Origin of the sequence: Salinimonas chungwhensis DSM 16280 (assembly GCF_000378185.1) — a bacterium.
Lineage (GTDB): Bacteria > Pseudomonadota > Gammaproteobacteria > Enterobacterales > Alteromonadaceae > Alteromonas > Alteromonas chungwhensis.
In genome coordinates, this window is sequence record NZ_KB899377.1 from 510,843 (window position 1) to 529,880 (window position 19,038).

At 42.4% G+C, this 19,038-nt stretch carries 20 protein-coding genes; 2 read left to right on the forward strand and 18 right to left on the reverse strand.

The annotated features are described in order from the left end of the window. Positions 1 to 512: 512 nt before the first annotated feature. The gene (locus F458_RS19175; RefSeq protein ID WP_018982624.1) at positions 513 to 1,778 is read left to right on the forward strand and encodes an MFS transporter; all 1,266 of its coding nucleotides are present in this window, start codon (positions 513 to 515) and stop codon (positions 1,776 to 1,778) included. Positions 1,779 to 2,056: 278 nt separating this feature from the next. Here the strand turns inward: F458_RS19175 and F458_RS0106710 are convergent, their stop codons facing one another. From F458_RS0106710 to F458_RS19180, 9 genes are all read right to left on the reverse strand, one after another. Beyond that, positions 2,057 to 3,007 carry a transposase gene (locus F458_RS0106710; protein WP_018982625.1) on the reverse strand — a complete coding sequence of 317 codons (951 nt, stop codon included), beginning with the start codon at positions 3,005 to 3,007 and terminating at the stop codon, positions 2,057 to 2,059. Between the two features lie 263 nt (positions 3,008 to 3,270). Further along, positions 3,271 to 3,930 (reverse strand): NADPH-dependent FMN reductase, encoded by a 660-nt coding sequence (locus F458_RS0106715; protein WP_018982626.1) that lies wholly within the window; start codon positions 3,928 to 3,930, stop codon positions 3,271 to 3,273. Positions 3,931 to 4,560: 630 nt separating this feature from the next. Beyond that, positions 4,561 to 5,115 (reverse strand): P-loop NTPase family protein, encoded by a 555-nt coding sequence (locus tag F458_RS0106725; protein WP_018982628.1) that lies wholly within the window; start codon positions 5,113 to 5,115, stop codon positions 4,561 to 4,563. A 510-nt stretch (positions 5,116 to 5,625) separates the two neighbouring features. After that, entirely contained in the window at positions 5,626 to 5,940 is a 315-nt protein-coding gene (locus F458_RS0106735) for a hypothetical protein (protein WP_156824185.1), read from the reverse strand. A gap of 1,059 nt (positions 5,941 to 6,999) precedes the next feature. Continuing rightward, positions 7,000 to 7,512 carry a GNAT family N-acetyltransferase gene (locus tag F458_RS0106745; protein WP_018982632.1) on the reverse strand — a complete coding sequence of 171 codons (513 nt, stop codon included), beginning with the start codon at positions 7,510 to 7,512 and terminating at the stop codon, positions 7,000 to 7,002. 947 nt (positions 7,513 to 8,459) lie between these two features. Beyond that, the gene (locus F458_RS0106755) at positions 8,460 to 8,999 is read right to left on the reverse strand and encodes a hypothetical protein (protein WP_040610159.1); all 540 of its coding nucleotides are present in this window, start codon (positions 8,997 to 8,999) and stop codon (positions 8,460 to 8,462) included. A gap of 732 nt (positions 9,000 to 9,731) precedes the next feature. Next, positions 9,732 to 10,097, reverse strand: coding sequence for a cupin domain-containing protein (locus tag F458_RS0106760; protein ID WP_018982635.1), 366 nt, complete (start codon positions 10,095 to 10,097; stop codon positions 9,732 to 9,734). Between the two features lie 158 nt (positions 10,098 to 10,255). After that, positions 10,256 to 11,101 (reverse strand): acyl-CoA thioester hydrolase/BAAT C-terminal domain-containing protein, encoded by an 846-nt coding sequence (locus F458_RS0106765; protein ID WP_018982636.1) that lies wholly within the window; start codon positions 11,099 to 11,101, stop codon positions 10,256 to 10,258. Positions 11,102 to 11,235: 134 nt separating this feature from the next. Continuing rightward, positions 11,236 to 11,784 carry a DUF4386 family protein gene (locus tag F458_RS19180; protein ID WP_018982637.1) on the reverse strand — a complete coding sequence of 183 codons (549 nt, stop codon included), beginning with the start codon at positions 11,782 to 11,784 and terminating at the stop codon, positions 11,236 to 11,238. Positions 11,785 to 12,465: 681 nt separating this feature from the next. Here F458_RS19180 and F458_RS0106780 point away from each other — a divergent pair. Beyond that, positions 12,466 to 12,912, forward strand: coding sequence for a DUF3010 family protein (locus tag F458_RS0106780; protein ID WP_018982639.1), 447 nt, complete (start codon positions 12,466 to 12,468; stop codon positions 12,910 to 12,912). Between the two features lie 174 nt (positions 12,913 to 13,086). Here F458_RS0106780 and F458_RS0106785 read toward each other — a convergent pair whose 3' ends face one another. The 9 genes from F458_RS0106785 to F458_RS20420 all read right to left on the reverse strand — a co-directional run. Then, entirely contained in the window at positions 13,087 to 13,455 is a 369-nt protein-coding gene (locus tag F458_RS0106785; RefSeq protein ID WP_018982640.1) for a hypothetical protein, read from the reverse strand. A gap of 436 nt (positions 13,456 to 13,891) precedes the next feature. Continuing rightward, entirely contained in the window at positions 13,892 to 14,254 is a 363-nt protein-coding gene (locus F458_RS0106790; protein WP_018982641.1) for a hypothetical protein, read from the reverse strand. 913 nt (positions 14,255 to 15,167) lie between these two features. After that, positions 15,168 to 15,581, reverse strand: a complete 414-nt coding sequence (locus F458_RS0106800) for a hypothetical protein (RefSeq protein ID WP_018982643.1) — start codon at positions 15,579 to 15,581, stop codon at positions 15,168 to 15,170. Positions 15,582 to 15,729: 148 nt separating this feature from the next. Then, positions 15,730 to 16,434: a hypothetical protein gene (locus F458_RS0106805; RefSeq protein ID WP_018982644.1), complete on the reverse strand. Its 705-nt coding sequence runs from the start codon at positions 16,432 to 16,434 to the stop codon at positions 15,730 to 15,732. A gap of 118 nt (positions 16,435 to 16,552) precedes the next feature. Beyond that, positions 16,553 to 16,882 carry a hypothetical protein gene (locus F458_RS0106810; RefSeq protein ID WP_018982645.1) on the reverse strand — a complete coding sequence of 110 codons (330 nt, stop codon included), beginning with the start codon at positions 16,880 to 16,882 and terminating at the stop codon, positions 16,553 to 16,555. 78 nt (positions 16,883 to 16,960) lie between these two features. Further along, entirely contained in the window at positions 16,961 to 17,224 is a 264-nt protein-coding gene (locus F458_RS0106815; protein WP_018982646.1) for a Txe/YoeB family addiction module toxin, read from the reverse strand. Beyond that, positions 17,217 to 17,471, reverse strand: coding sequence for a type II toxin-antitoxin system Phd/YefM family antitoxin (locus tag F458_RS0106820; protein ID WP_018982647.1), 255 nt, complete (start codon positions 17,469 to 17,471; stop codon positions 17,217 to 17,219). The genes F458_RS0106815 and F458_RS0106820 overlap by 8 nt, the downstream gene beginning before the upstream one ends. An 89-nt stretch (positions 17,472 to 17,560) precedes the next feature. Beyond that, complete coding sequence (locus tag F458_RS19185; RefSeq protein WP_211213188.1) at positions 17,561 to 18,115, reverse strand: hypothetical protein; 555 nt, start codon at positions 18,113 to 18,115, stop codon at positions 17,561 to 17,563. A gap of 698 nt (positions 18,116 to 18,813) precedes the next feature. Beyond that, a partial coding sequence (locus F458_RS20420) for an IS30 family transposase (RefSeq protein ID WP_018982649.1) occupies positions 18,814 to 19,038 on the reverse strand: 225 nt, incomplete at its 5' end.

Below are 19,038 nucleotides of genomic sequence, written 5' to 3' on the forward strand. Positions count from 1 at the left end.
ATTCAGCGTCCGGCCATCTATCGTCATCCATCTAAAATAGTGCTGAGGCTGCAAAGTCATCGTGCATAGCAGGATACTATAAGTTTTGAAAAAAAGCGCAGGTAACATTCTCCAGATACTGCCAGAAAAAATCAGAAATGTGAGAGCAGAAGCGACTGGTCCTGGAAAATACGCTCTTCAGCCGAAGAGCAAAGGAGGATAGATATAATATTTCAGTAAGCTTGTTCGTTACAAAGTTCCTTAAAAACGCTCCAAAGACTGCCTACCAAAGATATTATGAGCTTAAGTACTCAATCGAACGCGTCTATCACCATAGTGACTGTCCCTAATAAATATTGGTCGGATTACTTAGGCTTTGGGGTTACCAAACATGATAGAAGGTTGAGTACAGTCAGTGGATGAAGCGCTACGGTGGTGGGGGAGACAATATTTTTACCTGTTATTGATAAAGTATTATCGAAATATACAAAAAACAACTATCGTTAGCGAAACGTTATTCTCAGGGTGGCTGCGTGCGCGCTTTTTTCTCTTTATACTTGGCAAATTTCTTTCTGGTTGGTGGTATGGGGCTACTTACCACCTATCTTGCCCTCTATCTCGGCCAGCAAAATGTTTCAACTATTTGGATAGGTGCTTTAACTAGTTTGTATTACCTGGGCTTGCTTTTCGGCGCTAAGGTTGGCTATTTTTTAATTAAGTCAGTGGGGCATATTCGTTCATTTGCAGCTTGTACGGCGGGAGTTACAGCGTGTGTTTCTCTGCATGGTGTCATTGATAACCTTTATGTGTGGTTAGCGCTTCGGCTCGTTGTCGGTATCGGTATGATGTGTAATTTCATGATTTTGGAGAGTTGGCTCAACGAGCAAGCCAACCATGAGCAACGCGGCCGGGTATTTTCTGTTTATATGATCACGTCATATCTGGGCACGGTGTTGGGGCAATTAGCTTTGGCGCAGTTTGAGACGCTGGATTATGCACCTTTATTTCTCGTGTGCTTTGTCGTATCAGTTGGAATTGTACCCATAGCGCTGACACGTCGGATTCATCCTAGACCGATAAAACCTCTGGAAACGAGTACGCTAAGTTACTTTAAATTGGTGCCGCAATCACTTACAGCTATGGCTTTTGCCGGGATAATAAATGGTAGTTTTTACGGCTTGGCCCCTGTGTTTGCTAATCAAGCGGGGTTTGATGCGCAGGAAATAGCTTTGTTTATGTCTGTGGCTATCGTAGCAGGGTTGTTGGCGCAGTGGCCTATGGGCGTTCTTTCCGACCGTGTAAGACGAAGCCTTCTGCTGAGGTTTAATGCTATAGCGCTAATTATTGTAGGTGCCGCATTTATGATGGAAGAGTTAAGCGAGGCTCAAATGTTCATACTCTCCTATCTGTTTGGCACCTTTGCATTTACGTTGTACCCACTGGCCTCTGCATTGGCGAATTCAAGAGTTTCAGATGATGAGCGAGTCGGTGTATCGGCAGCACTGCTTGTGATATTTGGCTGTGGGGCGGGCATCGGCTCAATTGCGTTAGCACAAATCATGACGTTGCTGGGACATACCTCTTTATACGGCGCTATTGCAGTCTTATCTGCGATGATGTTTAGCTTACTCACTCTAATAAATAGTCGTCAGAACAGAGAGCGCATGGCGCATTCAGATTATGTGTTCAGTGCGTCGGATGTAACACAATCACCGTTAGCGGCGACACTTGATCCGCGTATAGAAGATGAGATTGCTCAAGAACAATTGCTTGAAATTGAAACTCATGAGCGGTTATGAGAAACATATAAGGGACAGTCACTCTATAAGTGGCATACTCACAGAAAAGTCACCAAAAGACAGTCACTATGAGCAAAAGAAATGTTTACATAAAGCAATACAAATTGTATTGGACGTGATTAATACAAAAATGTTTTAAAGCTGAACGTCGAAATTACACAAAGGCGATCTTGGTACTAATGCGGCAGATAGCTTTTCTGGGATGTGTATTTAAGCCTATGAGCAATACATAGCGGGTGCGGTAAACAGAGCGGTGTGTAACGATTACGTGACTAAGTTCAGCCAGTGCGATTTGCCAGGAGCCTGCTTCGCCGTCTATTCAGTTCCTCAATGCTTATGGATGTTGCGAAAGCGCTTTCAATGCCGGTTACCATTAATTGCCATGATTCTGTGTTTAAACCGAGGCGAGAAAGCACGCCCGGTGTGGTTTGACTAATTTTTCCTCGCTTTTCTGGATGAAAGTAACGGCCGGTTACTTCAACCAGCCCCAGGTAGTCCTCAATGTGGAAAGGTAGCGCATCCGTTTCAGCATCTCCTAAGCTGTTTTTAAGGGAAAGAAGAGGCGCAGGCTGTGTTTTTACTTCAGCGGCGACAATTCGCATTTTAATACTGGTGTGACTCGATGTTTCAAGTGTGTCAGCGATACCAGCTCTGATAGGATTCAAATCCACGTAAGCCATACAGGCTGCCAGGGCGGCTTCATCCATAAGCGCCTGAGATTTAAACCTTCCTTCCCAGAAGTGCCCGGTGCAATCATCTTCTTTATTGGCTTGCCGCGCGATATATTCGTTAAGCAGTCGCATAAACCAACTGATATCATAAAGACGATGGCGGTACACCTGTGCAAGACTTTTTACGGTTTCAATTTCAGCTTCTGAAAGCGTTTGTTGCTCAGCAGGGATGAGATACCGTCGGGCAAGCACCATACCTTTATACAATTTATGCCAGCGCCTGATAACCTCACTATCAGATAGTGAGTTGGCTTTGGATTTATTGATGCGCAATACCACATGTGTATGGTTAGTCATAACGGCATAGGCACAGACGTCAACGCAAAACACGTCAGCGAGCAATAGCAGGCGGTCCTCTACCCATTGCCGTCGATGCTCGTAGCTTTTCCCTGTCTGCTTATCTTTACCACACAAGAACGCCCGGCGCACACAGCGTGAGGTGCAGTGATAATAAGAGGTGTCGTTAAGGTTTATAAGGCTTTTGCGGGGTCGTGGCATGGTCGTAACACAAACAAAAAAGATGTTGCCATTATGCCGATGCAGCAACAAATTTATACTGTACTCAGGGCCATATTCGGAGATACGTGAATTGGACAAAAAGTTCGGCAGTAAAAGTGAGCGTCTGAAACTGTCCTCTTTTAGGTGACTGTCCTAAACGATAGTAAAAGTGAGCGTCTCAAACTGTCATCCTTCAGGTGACTGTCCTTAACTATAGCCGCGGTGTGAGCAGGTTGGATAAGCGACTGTTGCGCTGCAGAGTGTCAGGGGGCATTGCGCTCAAGCGGAGAATTTTTAAAAGATTTTATCAATGAATGAGGATCGACCTTTTCCCGATATTCATTGGTGGCCTGTGCCCACCAGGCTAATTGATTCAATGTCCGGCCAAAATAATTAAACCAGGCATCTTTATTCTCTTCTGACTTTAGCGAGCCGTCTTCGTTTAATGTTTCCTGAGCTCTGGGAACGTGTATCATCGCAGAAACTGGTAAGCAGCCGAGCTCAGAAAGAAATGTGCGCATGCCTACTGCGGCACGCATTCCACCCCATTGGCCGGCAGAATAGGTAACAATTGCACTTGGCTTATATGAGTACAAAGAACTGCCGAAATGGTTCAACAGGTTGGCCAAAGCCGGGCTCATAGTGTGATTATATTCGGGGCTGACCATGATATACCCATCGGCATGTTTGATTTTCTCAGCGAGGGCCCTGAGCTGAGAAGGGGCTTTGTTTTCCGGATATGCAAAGTGGGGTTTAAAAATAGCATCCGGCGGAAAATCCTTAACATCAATCAGTTCTGTTTCATGCTGCGCGTAGCAAGTGGTCATACATTCCAAAATCGCTTCAGTAACCCGAACGCCCAGGCGGGCTGGTCGTGGTGGTGTACTATCGCGAAGACTGCCCAGAAAAACTAAGAATTTCATCTAATGCCTTATTTATGATTAGGCTTCACTAATCAGGAGTAAAGCCACCACGGTCTACACAGGGAGCCAAAGTGATGAATTATCGATAGCCTGTTAAGTGTTGTCGGTAATAATGATAAAAGATGTAAGCGGCACTACACGCTGGCAAAACGGCAGACCCAATTATCCGAATAGCAAGGTCAGCCGAGGGTGATAATAAAAATAAATTCGCTACTATGCTCAAACCAATGCTCAATAAAAGCAACGCAATTATCCCACAGAAAACTATCAGTTTCTGCTCTGATTCTGCTCTGTGTTTTTCCAGTTTTTTCAGCATACTACTCATTACCTCTCCTTAGTATAGTGTTAGCGAGGCGAAATCGAGCCCTGATCCGTTCAATATACTTTATTTTATATCAGTGCCAATAAAAAATATTCCTCGCCCGGTAATTTGCAACCTAACTTCAACTTTCAGTTATTGCAACTTCATCGGGCCGAGTGAAACGGAGAAATATTATAAACATATTTATTTTGTTGAATAAAATATTGCACCGCTTTTGATGTCTTTTTACCGCGGCTATGTGTGGAGGTACCAAGTTATTGTTTAATCAACAATAACCGTGACTATGATTATGGTACTCGACCGGGCACTTAGGATGGGCTTACTATATTGGCCAGTTCAGCGTGTGGCACATTGGAGGTGTATTCTTTTTTAGCACCGGTGAACGCGTCGAACAGACGTTGATGAGCGCTTTGGGAGAACGTATCATCTCTCACTTCATACTGCTTTATCCAGTCTATCAACATATCCAAATTCGCGTCCTGAGCTTTTTTAGAGGCATATTTGTGCGGCTCCCACGGGCGCTCTCTGGCGTTGTCGATACACATGCTCACGGGTAAATTTAAAAAGATAACTTCAGAGGCTTTTTCTATAACAAGTTCGATAAGATCAGAATAACACCCCTCTATTACCCAATATTTGTTGTGGTGGGTAAACTGCTCTACGTGCTCCCTCGATTGTTCATGAGGTCTTCTTTCAGGCACAGAAGAGGGTAGCCAGGCGATAGTGTCTAGATCCAGATGCGCCAGGTTATGCCGCCGTGCCATGTTCAACGCCAGGGTGGATTTGCCAGAACCAGAATTGCCAAAAACAACAATTTTCAAATTATATTCCCTTACGGTGAGACTGTCTTCCCCATCCCCCATCCGGCCGCGGATACATTGAATAGTAAAAGTGACTGCACTGCTTATCGAACACGCGATCCAACGAGTTATCGAACACGCGTTCCAACGAGCAACTCGAGTAATTTTATGGCGTCTATAATTTGTCAATGCCTACAAGGTGCAACGTCCTGATTCTATAGTTTTCCTCGACGGCTACAATAGCTGCCATAACTCCCGATATAAGCAGAACCCCGAGTGAGATAGGTAGAAAGACAAGACTTGCAATAGTAGTCATAAAGCCACTGGTAAGAGCGACGAAGGCTAAAATAAAAACTGAAAAGCACAATGCTGCTATGCCAAGATAAGCAGTTACTCGTGCTAATAGTAGTAATAAGGTCAAATTGTGAGACTGGATGTTTTTGTAAGGTTGCATAAAAATCCCTTTCTATATTATAGGACTAATATAGCGCAAATTATCACGTTCGCCAGTACTTTATTATAATGTAATCTATTTTTATGCCCAGTAAAAATAGGTAACAACGCTTGTCATCACTAACCCCAAAGAACCCAGGAAACAATGATGCAAACAGCATAAGCTTCGTTAAATACAATTTCTCTTAGATTGAAAATATCGGAAATTAATGCATTCCATACGTGTTTAAATAATCCGGACATTATCAAGGCCGAAAGTAATCCAATATTTATTAATATAAAAAGGAGGCTTAGGTCAGAACTTACATAGGTGGCCATTAAGGTATCACCACTTGAAGAGCCCGACTCATGCGTTACTGCTGTATGAAGAATTTCAACAAATATTAATGCAAGGGTAGCAATAATATTGAACTGAGTTGTGATTATCTTATTCACAAGGATATCCTTATTTTTTACTTTCGGCCAATCTCTGGCCATGAAGATAACATTGCACCAACAAAAGGTGGCATAATCTAATTATTATTATTTTTCGCAATAATAAAGGGTATGTAACATAAGTAAATCTGGCACATCCAGTCAGCTTGAATCAATAACTGTGAGTTGAATTAGGCATAACCAGCGATGAAAAGATATAAAATTATGTTTTTATTTTTTGTAAAAATTAAGAGTGAACAGTTTTCTAAGACGACAATACTGCAGCAGGCAGAAAATGAATACAAGGGTTGATTGTTAAGTACAGTGCACAGGCCCGCGTGTATGTTGAGGGTGATACTCTTGATGGATTATGATAGTTAATTTTTGTCAGATAAACAGGAATTATGGCTTTTCATGATCGTTTTTTATAAAGCTTTTTTACACTTCATTATTGATCATATAGCTGCATTTATCCGAGCGAATAACCCGGCTTAAAATTAAAATACGATGTCCGTAGGCACTATTACTTTTCTGCAGACAATAGTGAATAATGTTGCGCTCCTGCTCCTTCAGCACGCCAAGCTCTACATCCGAGTTTGGGAGGCTAATTCGGGCTGAATTAATGCCTCATTTTATGTTCTATGCACAGCTTTACTGGGTGCAAAAGTTATAGTAAGAGGCTGTTACGGAAATAAAAAACCAGATAAATTACTATTGATCGGATCATCATTTACTCAGCTCTAAGAATAAAAATATAGAAAATAACTGAAAGCATAATGCGGGGATGGTTATTAGTAAATCTATTCTGGTTTTTATCTTAGGTTCTATGAGTAATTGTGCTGCACACAAAATAAGGATATTTATAGCAAGCAGTGTAACTAAGTACTTTACACCAGTATCACGGGATAATCGTTTAGGAAAACCAATAGGGATGATGCAAATAAGGAAGACATAGCGATCGCTAGCGAACTATAAAAGAGCAGTGGAAAAATTTTAAACCTCAGTTATCAATATTCAGCGATTTATAAAGTTTCTCTGCTGGAAAGAGGTGTGAGCTTAAAGTCTTTTGTTCTGAATATCTTACCACTTCCAAAACGACAACTCATAATGCAAGAGTTCTCGGTGGCCAACTAACACGTGACTTTTGTATTCAAAGCCATTTTTGGCTATAACATTTCCAGACGCAGGGTTCTCCGGTAGGTGCCTGGCGTAGAGTAATTTCAGGCCAAACTCATTAAAAGCATAATTGATGATTAAGCAGGCAGCTTCAGTACAATAACCATTACCCCAATATGGAGTACCAATCCAATAACCTAAATTTCCAAAAAAGCGGTCGATTTGGGTGATGCTTACTGTGCCTATGTATTCCCTAGTTTCAGAGAGCTGAATCGCAAACGTAATTGCTTCTCTGTTTTTGAACCTGCCGGCATGATTTGAAATCCACTTTTTCGCCACACCATCAGCATAGGGGTGTGGGATGTTAGCGGTCATTTCAGCAATAATCTTTTCGCCTGCCAACCGCTGAACATCTTTGGAATCTGAGAGACGGTGGGGTCGAAGACAGATTCTTTTCGCTTTCAATGTCGGTATCAATTCAAATTCCTAAGCATTTCGCTTAACGGTGTAACCATAGCGTTGCAATTACAAATCTGTGTGGAGATTGTCTTCCAGCGACTGCGGTCAATCGTGTTAAGCGTGATGATTGGCTGGATCTAAAAACGCCAGAGGTATCCCGCCTGAATCAACAGTTGTGGATTAAAGTAACCCCCTGAACCAACAGAAATGCCTGCTTCAACATAAACCCCACCCCATGAAAATGCGCCTCTGCGTTCAACAAATCGGTAGCCAACTTCGATACCTCTGTAAGTGTCTCCTCAATAACCGCTGACACCTGAATAGGAAGATTTGCGACATGACCCTTATAAACAAAGTTAACCAGAGAGGGAGTACCAATAGATACACCAAACCTATCATCTGCAAGCGTTGATGTAGATAAAAGTGCAACTGATAGGGCAAGTAACCATCTTATTCATAATAAATCCTTTTATTTCGTTGCTTAACACCGGGTATATCAAGCAAGACCAACCGTTAAGCTCTGGGAGACAATAAATCGCCACTACATTCGCGAAATTATATCCTTACAAGCCAGCGCAAGTGGCTACGGGAGCTTACTGTAGTCGAACTAGCTAGAAATAGGCCTACGAAAAGTGTAAGTAAGTTTGTCAACCGCGATAATCTCCCACCCTTTCTCCCCATATCCTGTTAAGAACGAAGACCTTTCTTTATCAATTAACTGTAATACTTCACGCTGACTAACTTGGGAAACCTTATCATTTCTCAATCGCTTTGAGAGCGCCATCGGGTCTATAGTTACGACCTTATATTCCCACTTATCGGGCGGTTTTATGTTTTGGGTGCACCCACCAATGATCAGAAAAATGGTGGCTAAAATAACAAGTACTCTCATACATATCCTCATAGCAGTATTACGTTAAACTATTGGGCAACGATGTTTCGGCGAACAGGGAAGAGCCACGGTGTTAGTGACTCAGTGCAGCACTTAATGAGGATCCAGGTTTTAGCACTTCAATTTGAGCCATATCCGTCACAATAATATGGGTCTGATAATAGTACCTGTCACTTAAACCAAAAGGGGTTCTAAAATTTATTTTTATGCGCTGCGCTTCACCAATGACCTTGATTGATTTATTAACAAAGTAATCCTGAGGAGAGCTTCCGTATTTCTTTTCTAACTGGTGAATAATGCGCGGATGAATAGCAACGGTCACAGCGCGTTGGTCGCGGTAGTCAACTTCAGTGTTAAGATACACGAAAGTCCCTTTACTACCTGTCGCTTTGATTTTAAAGGTGTAGTTTCCCTTCACTCCAGCGGGCGCTGCTTCTGCTGCTCCACGAATAATTTTCATGGTATCAGAGTAGCTAAGTTCGAAATTATTCGGCGTGGTAATGTGTGACGAGCTATTGCTAACTGGTTGTTCTGTCAACTGCTTGCCAGAGGTATGTTGAGTCGAACTGCAGCCAGATGAAAGTAACGCTATAACGAGAAAAACCTTTTTCATATTTATATCCATATAAGTGAATGACGTCTCGAACACAGACGCAGCCTGGCTACATCCGAATGCTCTGACTTTATTTTAGGTCAGGGTCATTTAGTGCCCCAACACAGTGAGTCTGGCCAGCCATAGCCGCAATCTCCTGGCCATGAAGAGATTGTGCCGGCCACCCGATTAGCTGACTTAAAGTACAAGGCGCTTTTACACTATCTTCAGTGATTTGCTAAAAGCCCGTTTTAAGGGTAATAACATGGGGCACAGTATATCAAAACCCACATTTAACAAACTAAGATGGTCTAGCCCATGTTGGACTAGCTTTTGAACATTACCTGAAACCTGAACATTTTTGAAACTGCAACCGGCGACAAAATGAACGCTTTTTACCCACTAGCACGCTAAAGCGACTACAAAAGAAACACCCAACAATCATAGCTTTTTTTTGTGCAACGATGCCAATTAAATCTAATGGCCTGCTTGTCGTAATCAGGTTTTCAAAAACAACTGCCATGCCTGGCTTTCTGCATCGTTCTTAGATACAGAGAGCACACTTTCGAAAAATAATGACCTCTCTGGATAAAAGTTTAGTGAATAGTGAAAAGTTCATATTTATTCATCTTTTGGCAGTTTTTCAGGGCGGTTTTCCAAACAGGCACGTTACGGTCGCAGCATCAGTTATTTTAGACTTTAAGCAAAACCGCATTGAAGAAGGCGTCGCGTTATCTGTGACTGTAAATTCCATCAGATCCAAACATCAGTTTCAGCGGTTTGGTTTACAGTTTTGTCGCCAGTATTTACCACGCCCCGCGGTTCGATAAGTAAAACTTTCGCCTCATGTTGCTCAACAGGCTTATGCTCGATGCCCCTAGGAACGACATACATCTCACCTTCAGAAAGGTCTACGTGCCCATCTCTGAAATCGATTCTGAGGCTACCCTCAAGCACGATAAATGTTTCATCTGTTTCTTTATGATCGTGCCATACAAATTCACCCTGAATTTTAACAACCTTAAACTGATAGTCGTTCATCTCCGCAATTATCTTGGGTGACCACTGTTCATCGAAAAGCCCTAGTTTATTTTGAAAGTTTACCGCCTGATAGCGCATTTAAACTCCTTTCTGATTACCTTTTATGCACCCCAAAAAAACGTCAGGCGCAACTGTGTAGAACAAAACACTAGAGAATCCCGGAACTAATATTTTGATAGGTTTTGGGTTTGAACCCTCTGGGCATTGCCTAATGGATGCCGAAACCGGTTATTCTTTTAGTCAGCTTTTAGCTTGTCAATAAATGTACGATGTTCATCTGTGCCCTTGTCTAAGAACTTGTAATTTAACAAGTGGTCCATGTTCTCGTAATAAATATGCTCACACTGATTTTCTTGCTTAGCGTTCATTTTTTCGCAGATGTCATTTGCCATTATCGGCGCAGGCCAAATTTCATCATTCTCGCCTGTCATCAGCACCACTTGCGCATTTATATTATTGACAGGAATATCAGCTTTGTTGTCATCTTCCCTGTTCGCTAAAGACTGAGTATACAAGTCTCTTAAACCGTTTACTGGCCCCGACGGGTTAAAAGCAACGTGAGGTAGCTCTTTTCCATTTTTCGTCCAGCTCGAGGCGGGTACTTTGGTCCAATCCTTTAGAATGCCAGCCCAGACAACTGAGCTGGGCGCTATTGCCACCACCTTTGAAATCTGTTCATCTTTTGCTGCTAACAGCAATGCTAATTCAGCGCCCTTAGACCAGCCGACTATAATCAACGCCTCTGGTTTTACATTATCCTGACTTCTAAGCCATGACTTGGCTTGAGTAAAATACTCCAGTGGGATCCTCTCTAAATCCTGAGGCAGACCGTCTGCATTAAAATAAGCTAAAGCTAACGTCGGGTAACCGGCATCAACAACGGGCGCTGCAAGCTTTTCAGGCAGCCCTCCTTCAGCGCCGCCTAAAATCAACACACCAATCCGTTGTTCACCTGATGTGGCCGGATAGTATATTCCGACAAAACCGTCTTTCTCCACGTTTAACGCTTTTGTAGAGGCACCATTACCAGGACGCATTAACAGTGGGCCAGCTAGCGTGGCTTTAAGAATCCACGTTAACATCTCTTTTAATTTTCACTTGTAGGTAAATTGTATTTATTACGGTTTTTTCCTCTATCAGCCGACACGTTAGCGTTCGGTTTAATTGACTTGTTAGCATTACTTTGGCCTAACATGGCTACACCAAGCCAAACAAATCATATTATCTGAGTGATACCAAAAATTTCAGTGAGAACGTCATCGGGATAGATAGTGGCTATACCAGAAATACCTACAATTAGACCAAGATAATTCAGCCATTGCGGGAAAACCTTGGCTTTTAAAGCAGCGGGACTAAACAGCATCCAAAGTCCACCAACCAGCTCGTTTCCTCCCCCAAGGCTTTCGATTAGCACTGAAATCAATCGCCACATCTCAAAAGCATCTTCAGGGGATAAATCCATCAGATCAATTGCATATGGCAGCCCAACATGAGCCAGCATAACACTTGCGATAACCAGGGCGACCCTGGCAATGCCGAAAACAGAAGCCGCTTCAGCAAATTCATCATTCGCTGGTCTTATTTGTTCATATAGGCCAACAACAAGAAAAGCGAGAAAGATTCCGAACACTGCATAGAGCAGAAAATAGATAACTGAAAATGCAAACTGATTTTCTGCCAGATATACCATTTTTTCTAATGGACTGCCTTCAAAAGGGTAGGTCCAAAAAGCGTCAAAATAAATAAACGCAACAGCATAAATCATCGCAACTACACATGAAAATCGCTGGAACACCTGCAACTTTTTGTAGTTTATTCATGAATGATTATCCCGCATTATTGGTAATGCTGACGGCCCGTATACGGGGTAAAAATACGTACGATAAAAGAAAGGCATACCCAGCGTGCTGTGAGGTTCCGGCGAGCGAAGCAATTGGCTTAAGTGCATGGTTAGCCGTACTACGGAACTAGCGCAGCTTAGCTGCCTTTACTTGCAACCCGGTCTGGATTTTAAAACACAAAAAAGTGACTGTCTTGCAGGTAATTACCTGCCTGAATTTTTAAATGTTAAAAAGTGCCTGTCCGGCTAGTAATCCAAAAGTGCCTGTCCGGCTGGTAATCCAAAAGTGCCTGTCCGGCTGGTAATCCAAAAGTGACTGTCCGGCTGGTAATTTAGTCCGGCTGGTAATTTAGTCCGGCTGGTAATTTATCAATAGTAAACTTTGTTAGCTGAAGCCAGTTATGGTTTATGTAACTCCACATCCATTTTGTTGCCGGATAAACAGGCCGCAAAATGGTTTACCTGGCAAGGGGAGAAAGCAGATCGTATGCATAAGAATAAAGCGCTATGGAGTAAGACATCAACACGAAGGCAGTGGACGCAATAGAGCAGTATCTTTATCGCGAAACACGTTATAATGGCAGATAAATGTAAATAGGAACTCATATGAAAGTTTGTGGTGTAGATTTAAAAGGTAACGAAGCAACGGTTTGTCTGGTGTCTCTGGTAGATGGTTTGTTTCATATTTCCGACTGCCGTACACGCCGGTTGACGTTAGCCGATACCAGTGCAAAAGGGCTCAAAAACTTTCAAAGTACTTTCGCTAAACTCGTCGCTGACTACAAAATTGATGCTGTGATAATTCGGCAGCGCCAGAGTAAGGGTAAATTTGCAGGCAGTGCTATTGGCTTTAAACTGGAGGCGGCAATCGAACTAATTGAAGGGTTAGAGGTTGTTGTGTTTAACCCTACGGATATTAAAGAATCTTTACGCAGGAACCCAATCCCAGTACCTTTTTCAGACACTGGTTTAAAGCAGTTTCAAGAGACAGCCTTTACTACCGCTTATGCATGGTTGATGAAACGTGACAGCCCATCGCAAAAGACCAGCTAACCTCTGGCAACTATGGTTTGTGGGTAACGAGGCAAAGCATGTTACCGCTGCAAAAGTAAGCTGCCTTTGCCAACACTATGAAACTGCCCAAAATTTTCAGGTTACCTCCTCAAGCATAACGGTCTGCGCTACGGGCAAAAATACGCAGGCTACAATGGCGAGCGAAGCAACGGCCTAATGCCTTTGTTGTATGCCACCGTCGCAAATAACGTCTTGTTCAGTAATTTGTATTAACACGCGCTTGTGAATTTCATTGTTGGTGACGTATCCGCACGTTCCCGAGCGAACAACACCATCCAGGTTAGTAATATCGTACTTGTAAAAACCATCAGTTTGCTGCAAAGAATAGTGAATAGTATTTTGGTGTCGCCTGAGGACGCTACCAAAATCTAATCCGGAGTCAGGCAATATAATCTTTATAGACTGAATATCAGCGTTTGTTTTGTTGATTACGGTCACGCTCGGTAATATGAAAAACCCAGCATAGTAAATAGCCGCCACACAGATCCCTATAATCAGAGGCCATTTTACCAGTGATTTCATTGTATTCCTTTTAACGTATAACCCAAAGCACAACAACATGAACGTCCCGCGCTGATGTTGATGCGAATTATTATATGCTTCGCTCGCGCTCGCACATATCTACTATACGCTATACGCTCTTTTTAGTGCTATCGAGAGCGGCTCGTTTAAGGCAGGATAAACCCCAGAAAAACAGGCCAGTACCAGCCCCGGAAAAAAATAAGAATAATGCAATACCAAGAGGGGAGCCCCACCCCAAAATACCATATACGTGTTCCATGATTTCTCCATTTATTAGTAGTACTATTTGCGTAGCCCAGACGTTAATTACTAAGTATAAATCTGCTTGTGAAAAACATGGGAAGTATCAATAAATAAATTAACCGTCACTCGGTCTGAACGGCACATGGGATTTAGCTAAGGGATAAATACACAGTGTTTGGATAGGGAAGCAGCGCTATGTATTTTTCCTCTTTGATCGCTTTGTCAGGTGCATGATAATCCAGGCAATAGCGGCTACTACAAGCATGAATGCTAGTTGATACAATGGCATAACAGCATAAATAAGGCCGGCCTGTCCGTCTTGGCCCGAATATGTATATGCAGAGTAGTAAGGTACTAAAGCCAGCAGACCCGAAAACAAACCAGCATATGATACAATCATATTAAGCTTTGTGTTTTTTGCGTTAACCAAAACCAATAAAATAGTCAGCAAGAGTGGTGCCGCAATATAGACCTGGAAAAAGCTTAACCCGGCACCCGACATTCTAATAGTTGCCAGAATAAGTACGAGTGAGAGCAACATAATTAACTTTTTCATATACGAGACTCCTTTCATGTACCTGACTACCTGCATAACGGGTAAATTTATTAGGCTATAATACCCAGCAGAGCGGGTGAGCCTGCGTGTATTTGGCCTGACGACCGAAGGAGCGAGGTTGGCGCTATGTTATGTGCGCGATTTTTCAGAGCCACAGACTAAGCGCTCCTTTCCCCAGTAATAGATGTTATTTACCGCGACGAATGTCCCAGACACTATACCAGTGACAGGAACGAGTAGGTACCCCCGATTGTATAAAACGTTCCAGCGCCACTGTGTAAATCAACTATTTTTAGTGTTTAACCATCACATGATATTTCGCATTTATTTATCTTCGCGTGATCTGTTTGGGGTACAGCAAAAAAGCCGCTAAAAAAATAAAACAGGCCAGGGATAGGCTGTCATTTTCATTTTACTATTTTGTAATTGCTTGCGTTAACCTGAAAGCGCATAAGGCCCTAATTTGGCGGCGCAAAAATTTATTGTTAGCTGACACACTCACCTCAATTTTTGTTTAAATTTGCGAGGCATAACAGCGTAAATAATCGAACAAATAGCAATTACATAAAATGAATGAAAAAAGATACCCACTACATTCAAAGCATCTGGTTCACACTGGGTTTTTAGGACAGAGCAAAAAACGAACTCAACTATAAATGATGACAGTATTCCTAATCCCACAATAGTCATATAACTGGTTAGCGGTTTGAGCTTTAACCTCGCAACGATCAGTAAGATAACGATTACTGGAAATCCTAAAACAAACGCAGTTTGCATAAATCCCTCTATGGTTGGTTCTAGCAGCTAATTTTGCAATAACGGGCGCAGATATAGGGGGCACAATAGCGAAGCCCCTGCTTGTATGCGTCCCAGCGAACGCAATGAGTGAGTTTATTGAGTTATTATACCGCTCTTAAAACGTCCATACGTATCCTGCTTGAAATAGCAGTTGCGGGCTTGAATAATCTCCCGAACCAACAGAAATGCCGGGCTCAATAAAAAAGCCGCCCCAAGAAAATGTTGCAGATGCACCCACGTACGTCCATTCGTCTACAAAATCATTTGAGTCCTCTAAACGAGAATAGCCCGCTAATACCTGTGCGCTTGAAAAAGCGCCTTCACGCTCAATAAACCTGTAACCGAGTTCGACACCACTGTATGAGTCGCCCCAATAACCGGCAGCCACCTGAATAGGAATGTCAGCGACTTCACCTTTGTAAACAAAGTTGGCTGCGGCAGGAGTGCCAATGGATAATCCAAATTGGTCATCAGCAATTACTGGACTAGAGAGAAGTGAGATTGATAAAGCAAGTAAGTATTTTTTCATAATAATTCCTTTTACTGGATTAAAACTTGTTCAAAATAAGTTGAGGTATAACGTCCTAATTTGGCGGGAAAAAACACGTGGGCTATAGTGCGCAGCAGAGCCCGCGTGATACTGTCCCAGGGAGCTTGCGACCGACTTAATGTGATTGTTAAATGCCGCCTACTTTAACTTCGAAAAACTTAGTTTTTTCACTTAAGTGTTGATATACCCAAGGAGGATTAACAACATCAACGTTAGATACCCCAAGTGCAGCAAGCCCTTCAAGCGAGTAGTACCAGCCGACAAAATCTTCTTTCTCAACAAACTCATCGTATTTGGGAGATTGTCCAAGTGTTGTTATCTGTTGGTCCACACCAATTTTTTCGAAGAACTTCCGCTCACGAACAATGGCTGACTTCATATATTTTTCAAGGTTCTGCTTCGTTGACTCCTGCTCCTCTTCAGGTAGACCTTTAATAAACGAAGTTATTTCTTTCTCCATTCCGGTAGTACCGCCATGGAAACCGATGACTGCATGATTCGATATCCTGTGGTGGTTTGCTGCAGAAAAAACGTAGTTGGCGCATGATGAAAGACAATAATCATTTACCTCAACCTTCAAATGATAGTCATAAACAAGAACACCAAGTTCCATACCGTGATTAATTTCGCCACCTTTAGAAGTTATAGACAGCCATTCAACTTTATTCTCACCATTTTTCAGAAGGGAAAGAAGTTTCTGGTTTGCTGACGGTGATAACTCACCGCGATAAACTACAGTGTTTTCATGCAAATCGACTGATGTTTCACTACTTTGTGCTGATACGCACGATAGAGGAATAATTAAAATGAAAGACCATAAAAGTTTAAACATGCTGATTCCTTGTGGCATTTAACTTTTAAATAAGGGGCGCAGGCATGTGGGGCATAATGGCGAAGCCGCGCACATGTTTGCGTTCCAGCGAGCGACAGCGAGAGCCATAATTTGTTTGTTATGTTTCATCGCCTTTTAAACCACTAAGCTCTTCTTCGATCTTTTGCAATGTTTGATATTGCTTTTCCCTATATTTTTCTGCGGCTTCTTCCATACCAGAATGACTTAAGTTTTCTCTTTGAACAGTGCCATCAATTAATGCCTTTTCAAACACACTAACTTGGCTTTTATATTCATTGAGTAAAGCAATCAAAGCAGAAACTCGTATACTTTTTTCGCTAAATTCATTTTGTTTGATAGCTAGCTTTCTAGTACGAACCAGCGAGACGCTTGAAATTACCACGGCTAAAACAGCGATCAGCGTGCTGAAAATTTCATAGGATGTCATTCATTCCTCCTTGAAACATAGCACCCACTGTCCCAGCGAGCCTGCGAGCGGCTTAATGTGATTGTTAGCTGCCACCTATTAGTAGTGGTAACGACATGAGATAACGGTAATTGCGTTATCTTCCACGGTATATACCAAACGGTTGGTGTCATCTATTCTTCGGGACCAGAAACCTGAAAGATTTTCTTTAAGAGGTTCCGGCTTTCCAATTCCGTCAAATGGAGAGCGCTTAACATCGGAAATTAACTTATTAATTCGTTTCAAGGTTTTCTTGTCTTGAGTCTGCCAAAAGACATAACTATTCCAAGCTTCATCAGTCCATGATAATAACCTGTTACTCATCAATAAGTTCTCGCTGGGTCGTTTTTGCCGCTTTAAACTGTGCAATTGAACGATTTAAGTGTTCAGCGTTCGCTGGGGAACGAAGTAGATGAACAGTTTCCATAAGGCTGTTGTAGTAATCCAATGACATTACAACGGCATCTTCAGAGTCACGACGAGTGATTACTGTAGTATCTGCATCGTTGATGACGTTGTCCAAAACGGCTTTTAGACCATTTCGTGCTTCGGTAAAGGAGACTATTCTCATTTTGCACCTCACTTGTACATTATATGGAACAAGTTTAGATCGAAAATGAGCACCTGTACAGCATGTTGTGCATTAGTGCGCTGTGGCAGCTAACTTCCAAATATGGGGCGCAAACACGTGTGCAATAATGGCGAAGCCACGCACGTGTTTGCGTCCCAACGAGCGACAGCGAGTGTCATAATTTGCTTGTTAGAAGCCGCACGCCGTTGTTCCCTACGAGGATCATGTGGATTTACATTACCACCAAATGTTTGTTTATACACCTTGCCTAAATCTGAAGTAATTTCCAACGTTACTAGGTAAGGTGAGCCCAGAGCTGATCGCCAATAGTCATACTGCTTTTGATATTGCTCATTAAAACTAAAAATAACATTGGCTGACTTAAGCCATGATGAGGGAATTTTATGAGAATTCAGCATTTTAATAAGCAATTCGCGCATGCTTTTAGCAAATGGTTCAAGGCAATTTTTAACACCGCTATGTTCTACTTCTAACAGATTGATTGAGATAGAAGAGATGCTTTCTTGCTCAGCAATTAAGCATAGTTGCCCTATAGCCCAGTAACCAAGGTGATCGTTATTGCGGTTATTTAGCATATGAGCAAAGTTTCTTACTATTCCCTTGAACTCTGAACGACGAGCCATGATTCTTCTTGGCTTCTAACACCCCACTAAGGGGCGATAACACATGGGCTAAAATTAGGAACGAAGTGACGCAGCCCATGTGTTAGCGTCCCAGCGAGCAGCGCGAGCACCTTTAGTGTTTTGTTATGTGACACTACCAAGAAAAGTAAGCAAACGTCTCTCTGTACGATGCCAGAGTTCTATAAATTGCGTATTTTAAACGTACTTTTTTAACAAAGACTTGGTACAAAAAAACAGGGCCAACCAAAATAGAACTAAAAATGCTTGGATAAAAAGTAGGACGAAAACAAATTCGTCATACAACCCGTTCGTAAGGAAAAAAACAAAACAAAAATGTTTAAAATGGTAAACGCCCAGATAGCCCACCTAGCGTCTTTTACCAGTTGTCTTAAATCCTCTTCGACTTTTACATTTTGCATGAGCTTCCAGTCACATAACTTTTAAATAACGGGCGCAGGCACGTGGGGCATAATGGCGAAGCCGCCCCGCGTGTATGCGTCCCAGCTAACGCAGTGAGTGAGTTTATTGGGTTGTTATGTACGACACAAAACTACCGTCTAAACTCATTCAAATCAAAATGGTTTGGAGGCGGGAATAGAAAAGCTAAAATCGTGTAAATAACTATAGCGAACCCAAAAGAGAAAATACCAAATATTAGCCAACCGCGAATTCAACTCCGAAGTGCACCACTCGCTAATTTAGGCAGCTTTGCGTAATTCATTGAATACCGTAACTGGCTGCCTGAAGCCGAGACACTTTCTCGGTCTGGCATTTAATGCACGTTCAACCTCATTAATTTGCCTATCTGTTATCGTCCGTAAATCGGTGCCTTTCTTGATGTACTGGCGCAGCAAACCGTTGAAGTTTTCATTCAATCCGCGTTCCCAGGATGAATACGGGTTTGCGAAATAGATATCAGTTCT

Excerpts from the sequence above, each read along its gene's own strand:
- F458_RS0106785 (WP_018982640.1), bottom strand. The coding sequence starts at position 13,455 with ATGAAATCACTGGTAAAATGGCCTCTGATTATAGGGATCTGTGTGGCG.
- F458_RS0106765 (WP_018982636.1), bottom strand. The coding sequence starts at position 11,101 with ATGTTAACGTGGATTCTTAAAGCCACGCTAGCTGGCCCACTGTTAATG.
- F458_RS0106800 (WP_018982643.1), bottom strand. The coding sequence starts at position 15,581 with ATGAAAAAATACTTACTTGCTTTATCAATCTCACTTCTCTCTAGTCCA.
- F458_RS0106725 (WP_018982628.1), bottom strand. The coding sequence starts at position 5,115 with ATGGGGGATGGGGAAGACAGTCTCACCGTAAGGGAATATAATTTGAAA.
- F458_RS0106815 (WP_018982646.1), bottom strand. The coding sequence starts at position 17,224 with ATGAGTAACAGGTTATTATCATGGACTGATGAAGCTTGGAATAGTTAT.
- F458_RS0106755 (WP_040610159.1), bottom strand. The coding sequence starts at position 8,999 with ATGAAAAAGGTTTTTCTCGTTATAGCGTTACTTTCATCTGGCTGCAGT.
- F458_RS0106810 (WP_018982645.1), bottom strand. The coding sequence starts at position 16,882 with ATGACATCCTATGAAATTTTCAGCACGCTGATCGCTGTTTTAGCCGTG.
- F458_RS0106715 (WP_018982626.1), bottom strand. The coding sequence starts at position 3,930 with ATGAAATTCTTAGTTTTTCTGGGCAGTCTTCGCGATAGTACACCACCA.
- F458_RS0106710 (WP_018982625.1), bottom strand. The coding sequence starts at position 3,007 with ATGCCACGACCCCGCAAAAGCCTTATAAACCTTAACGACACCTCTTAT.
- F458_RS19185 (WP_211213188.1), bottom strand. The coding sequence starts at position 18,115 with ATGGCTCGTCGTTCAGAGTTCAAGGGAATAGTAAGAAACTTTGCTCAT.
- F458_RS0106820 (WP_018982647.1), bottom strand. The coding sequence starts at position 17,471 with ATGAGAATAGTCTCCTTTACCGAAGCACGAAATGGTCTAAAAGCCGTT.
- F458_RS0106790 (WP_018982641.1), bottom strand. The coding sequence starts at position 14,254 with ATGAAAAAGTTAATTATGTTGCTCTCACTCGTACTTATTCTGGCAACT.
- F458_RS0106805 (WP_018982644.1), bottom strand. The coding sequence starts at position 16,434 with ATGTTTAAACTTTTATGGTCTTTCATTTTAATTATTCCTCTATCGTGC.
- F458_RS0106780 (WP_018982639.1), top strand. The coding sequence starts at position 12,466 with ATGAAAGTTTGTGGTGTAGATTTAAAAGGTAACGAAGCAACGGTTTGT.
- F458_RS19180 (WP_018982637.1), bottom strand. The coding sequence starts at position 11,784 with ATGATTTATGCTGTTGCGTTTATTTATTTTGACGCTTTTTGGACCTAC.
- F458_RS0106760 (WP_018982635.1), bottom strand. The coding sequence starts at position 10,097 with ATGCGCTATCAGGCGGTAAACTTTCAAAATAAACTAGGGCTTTTCGAT.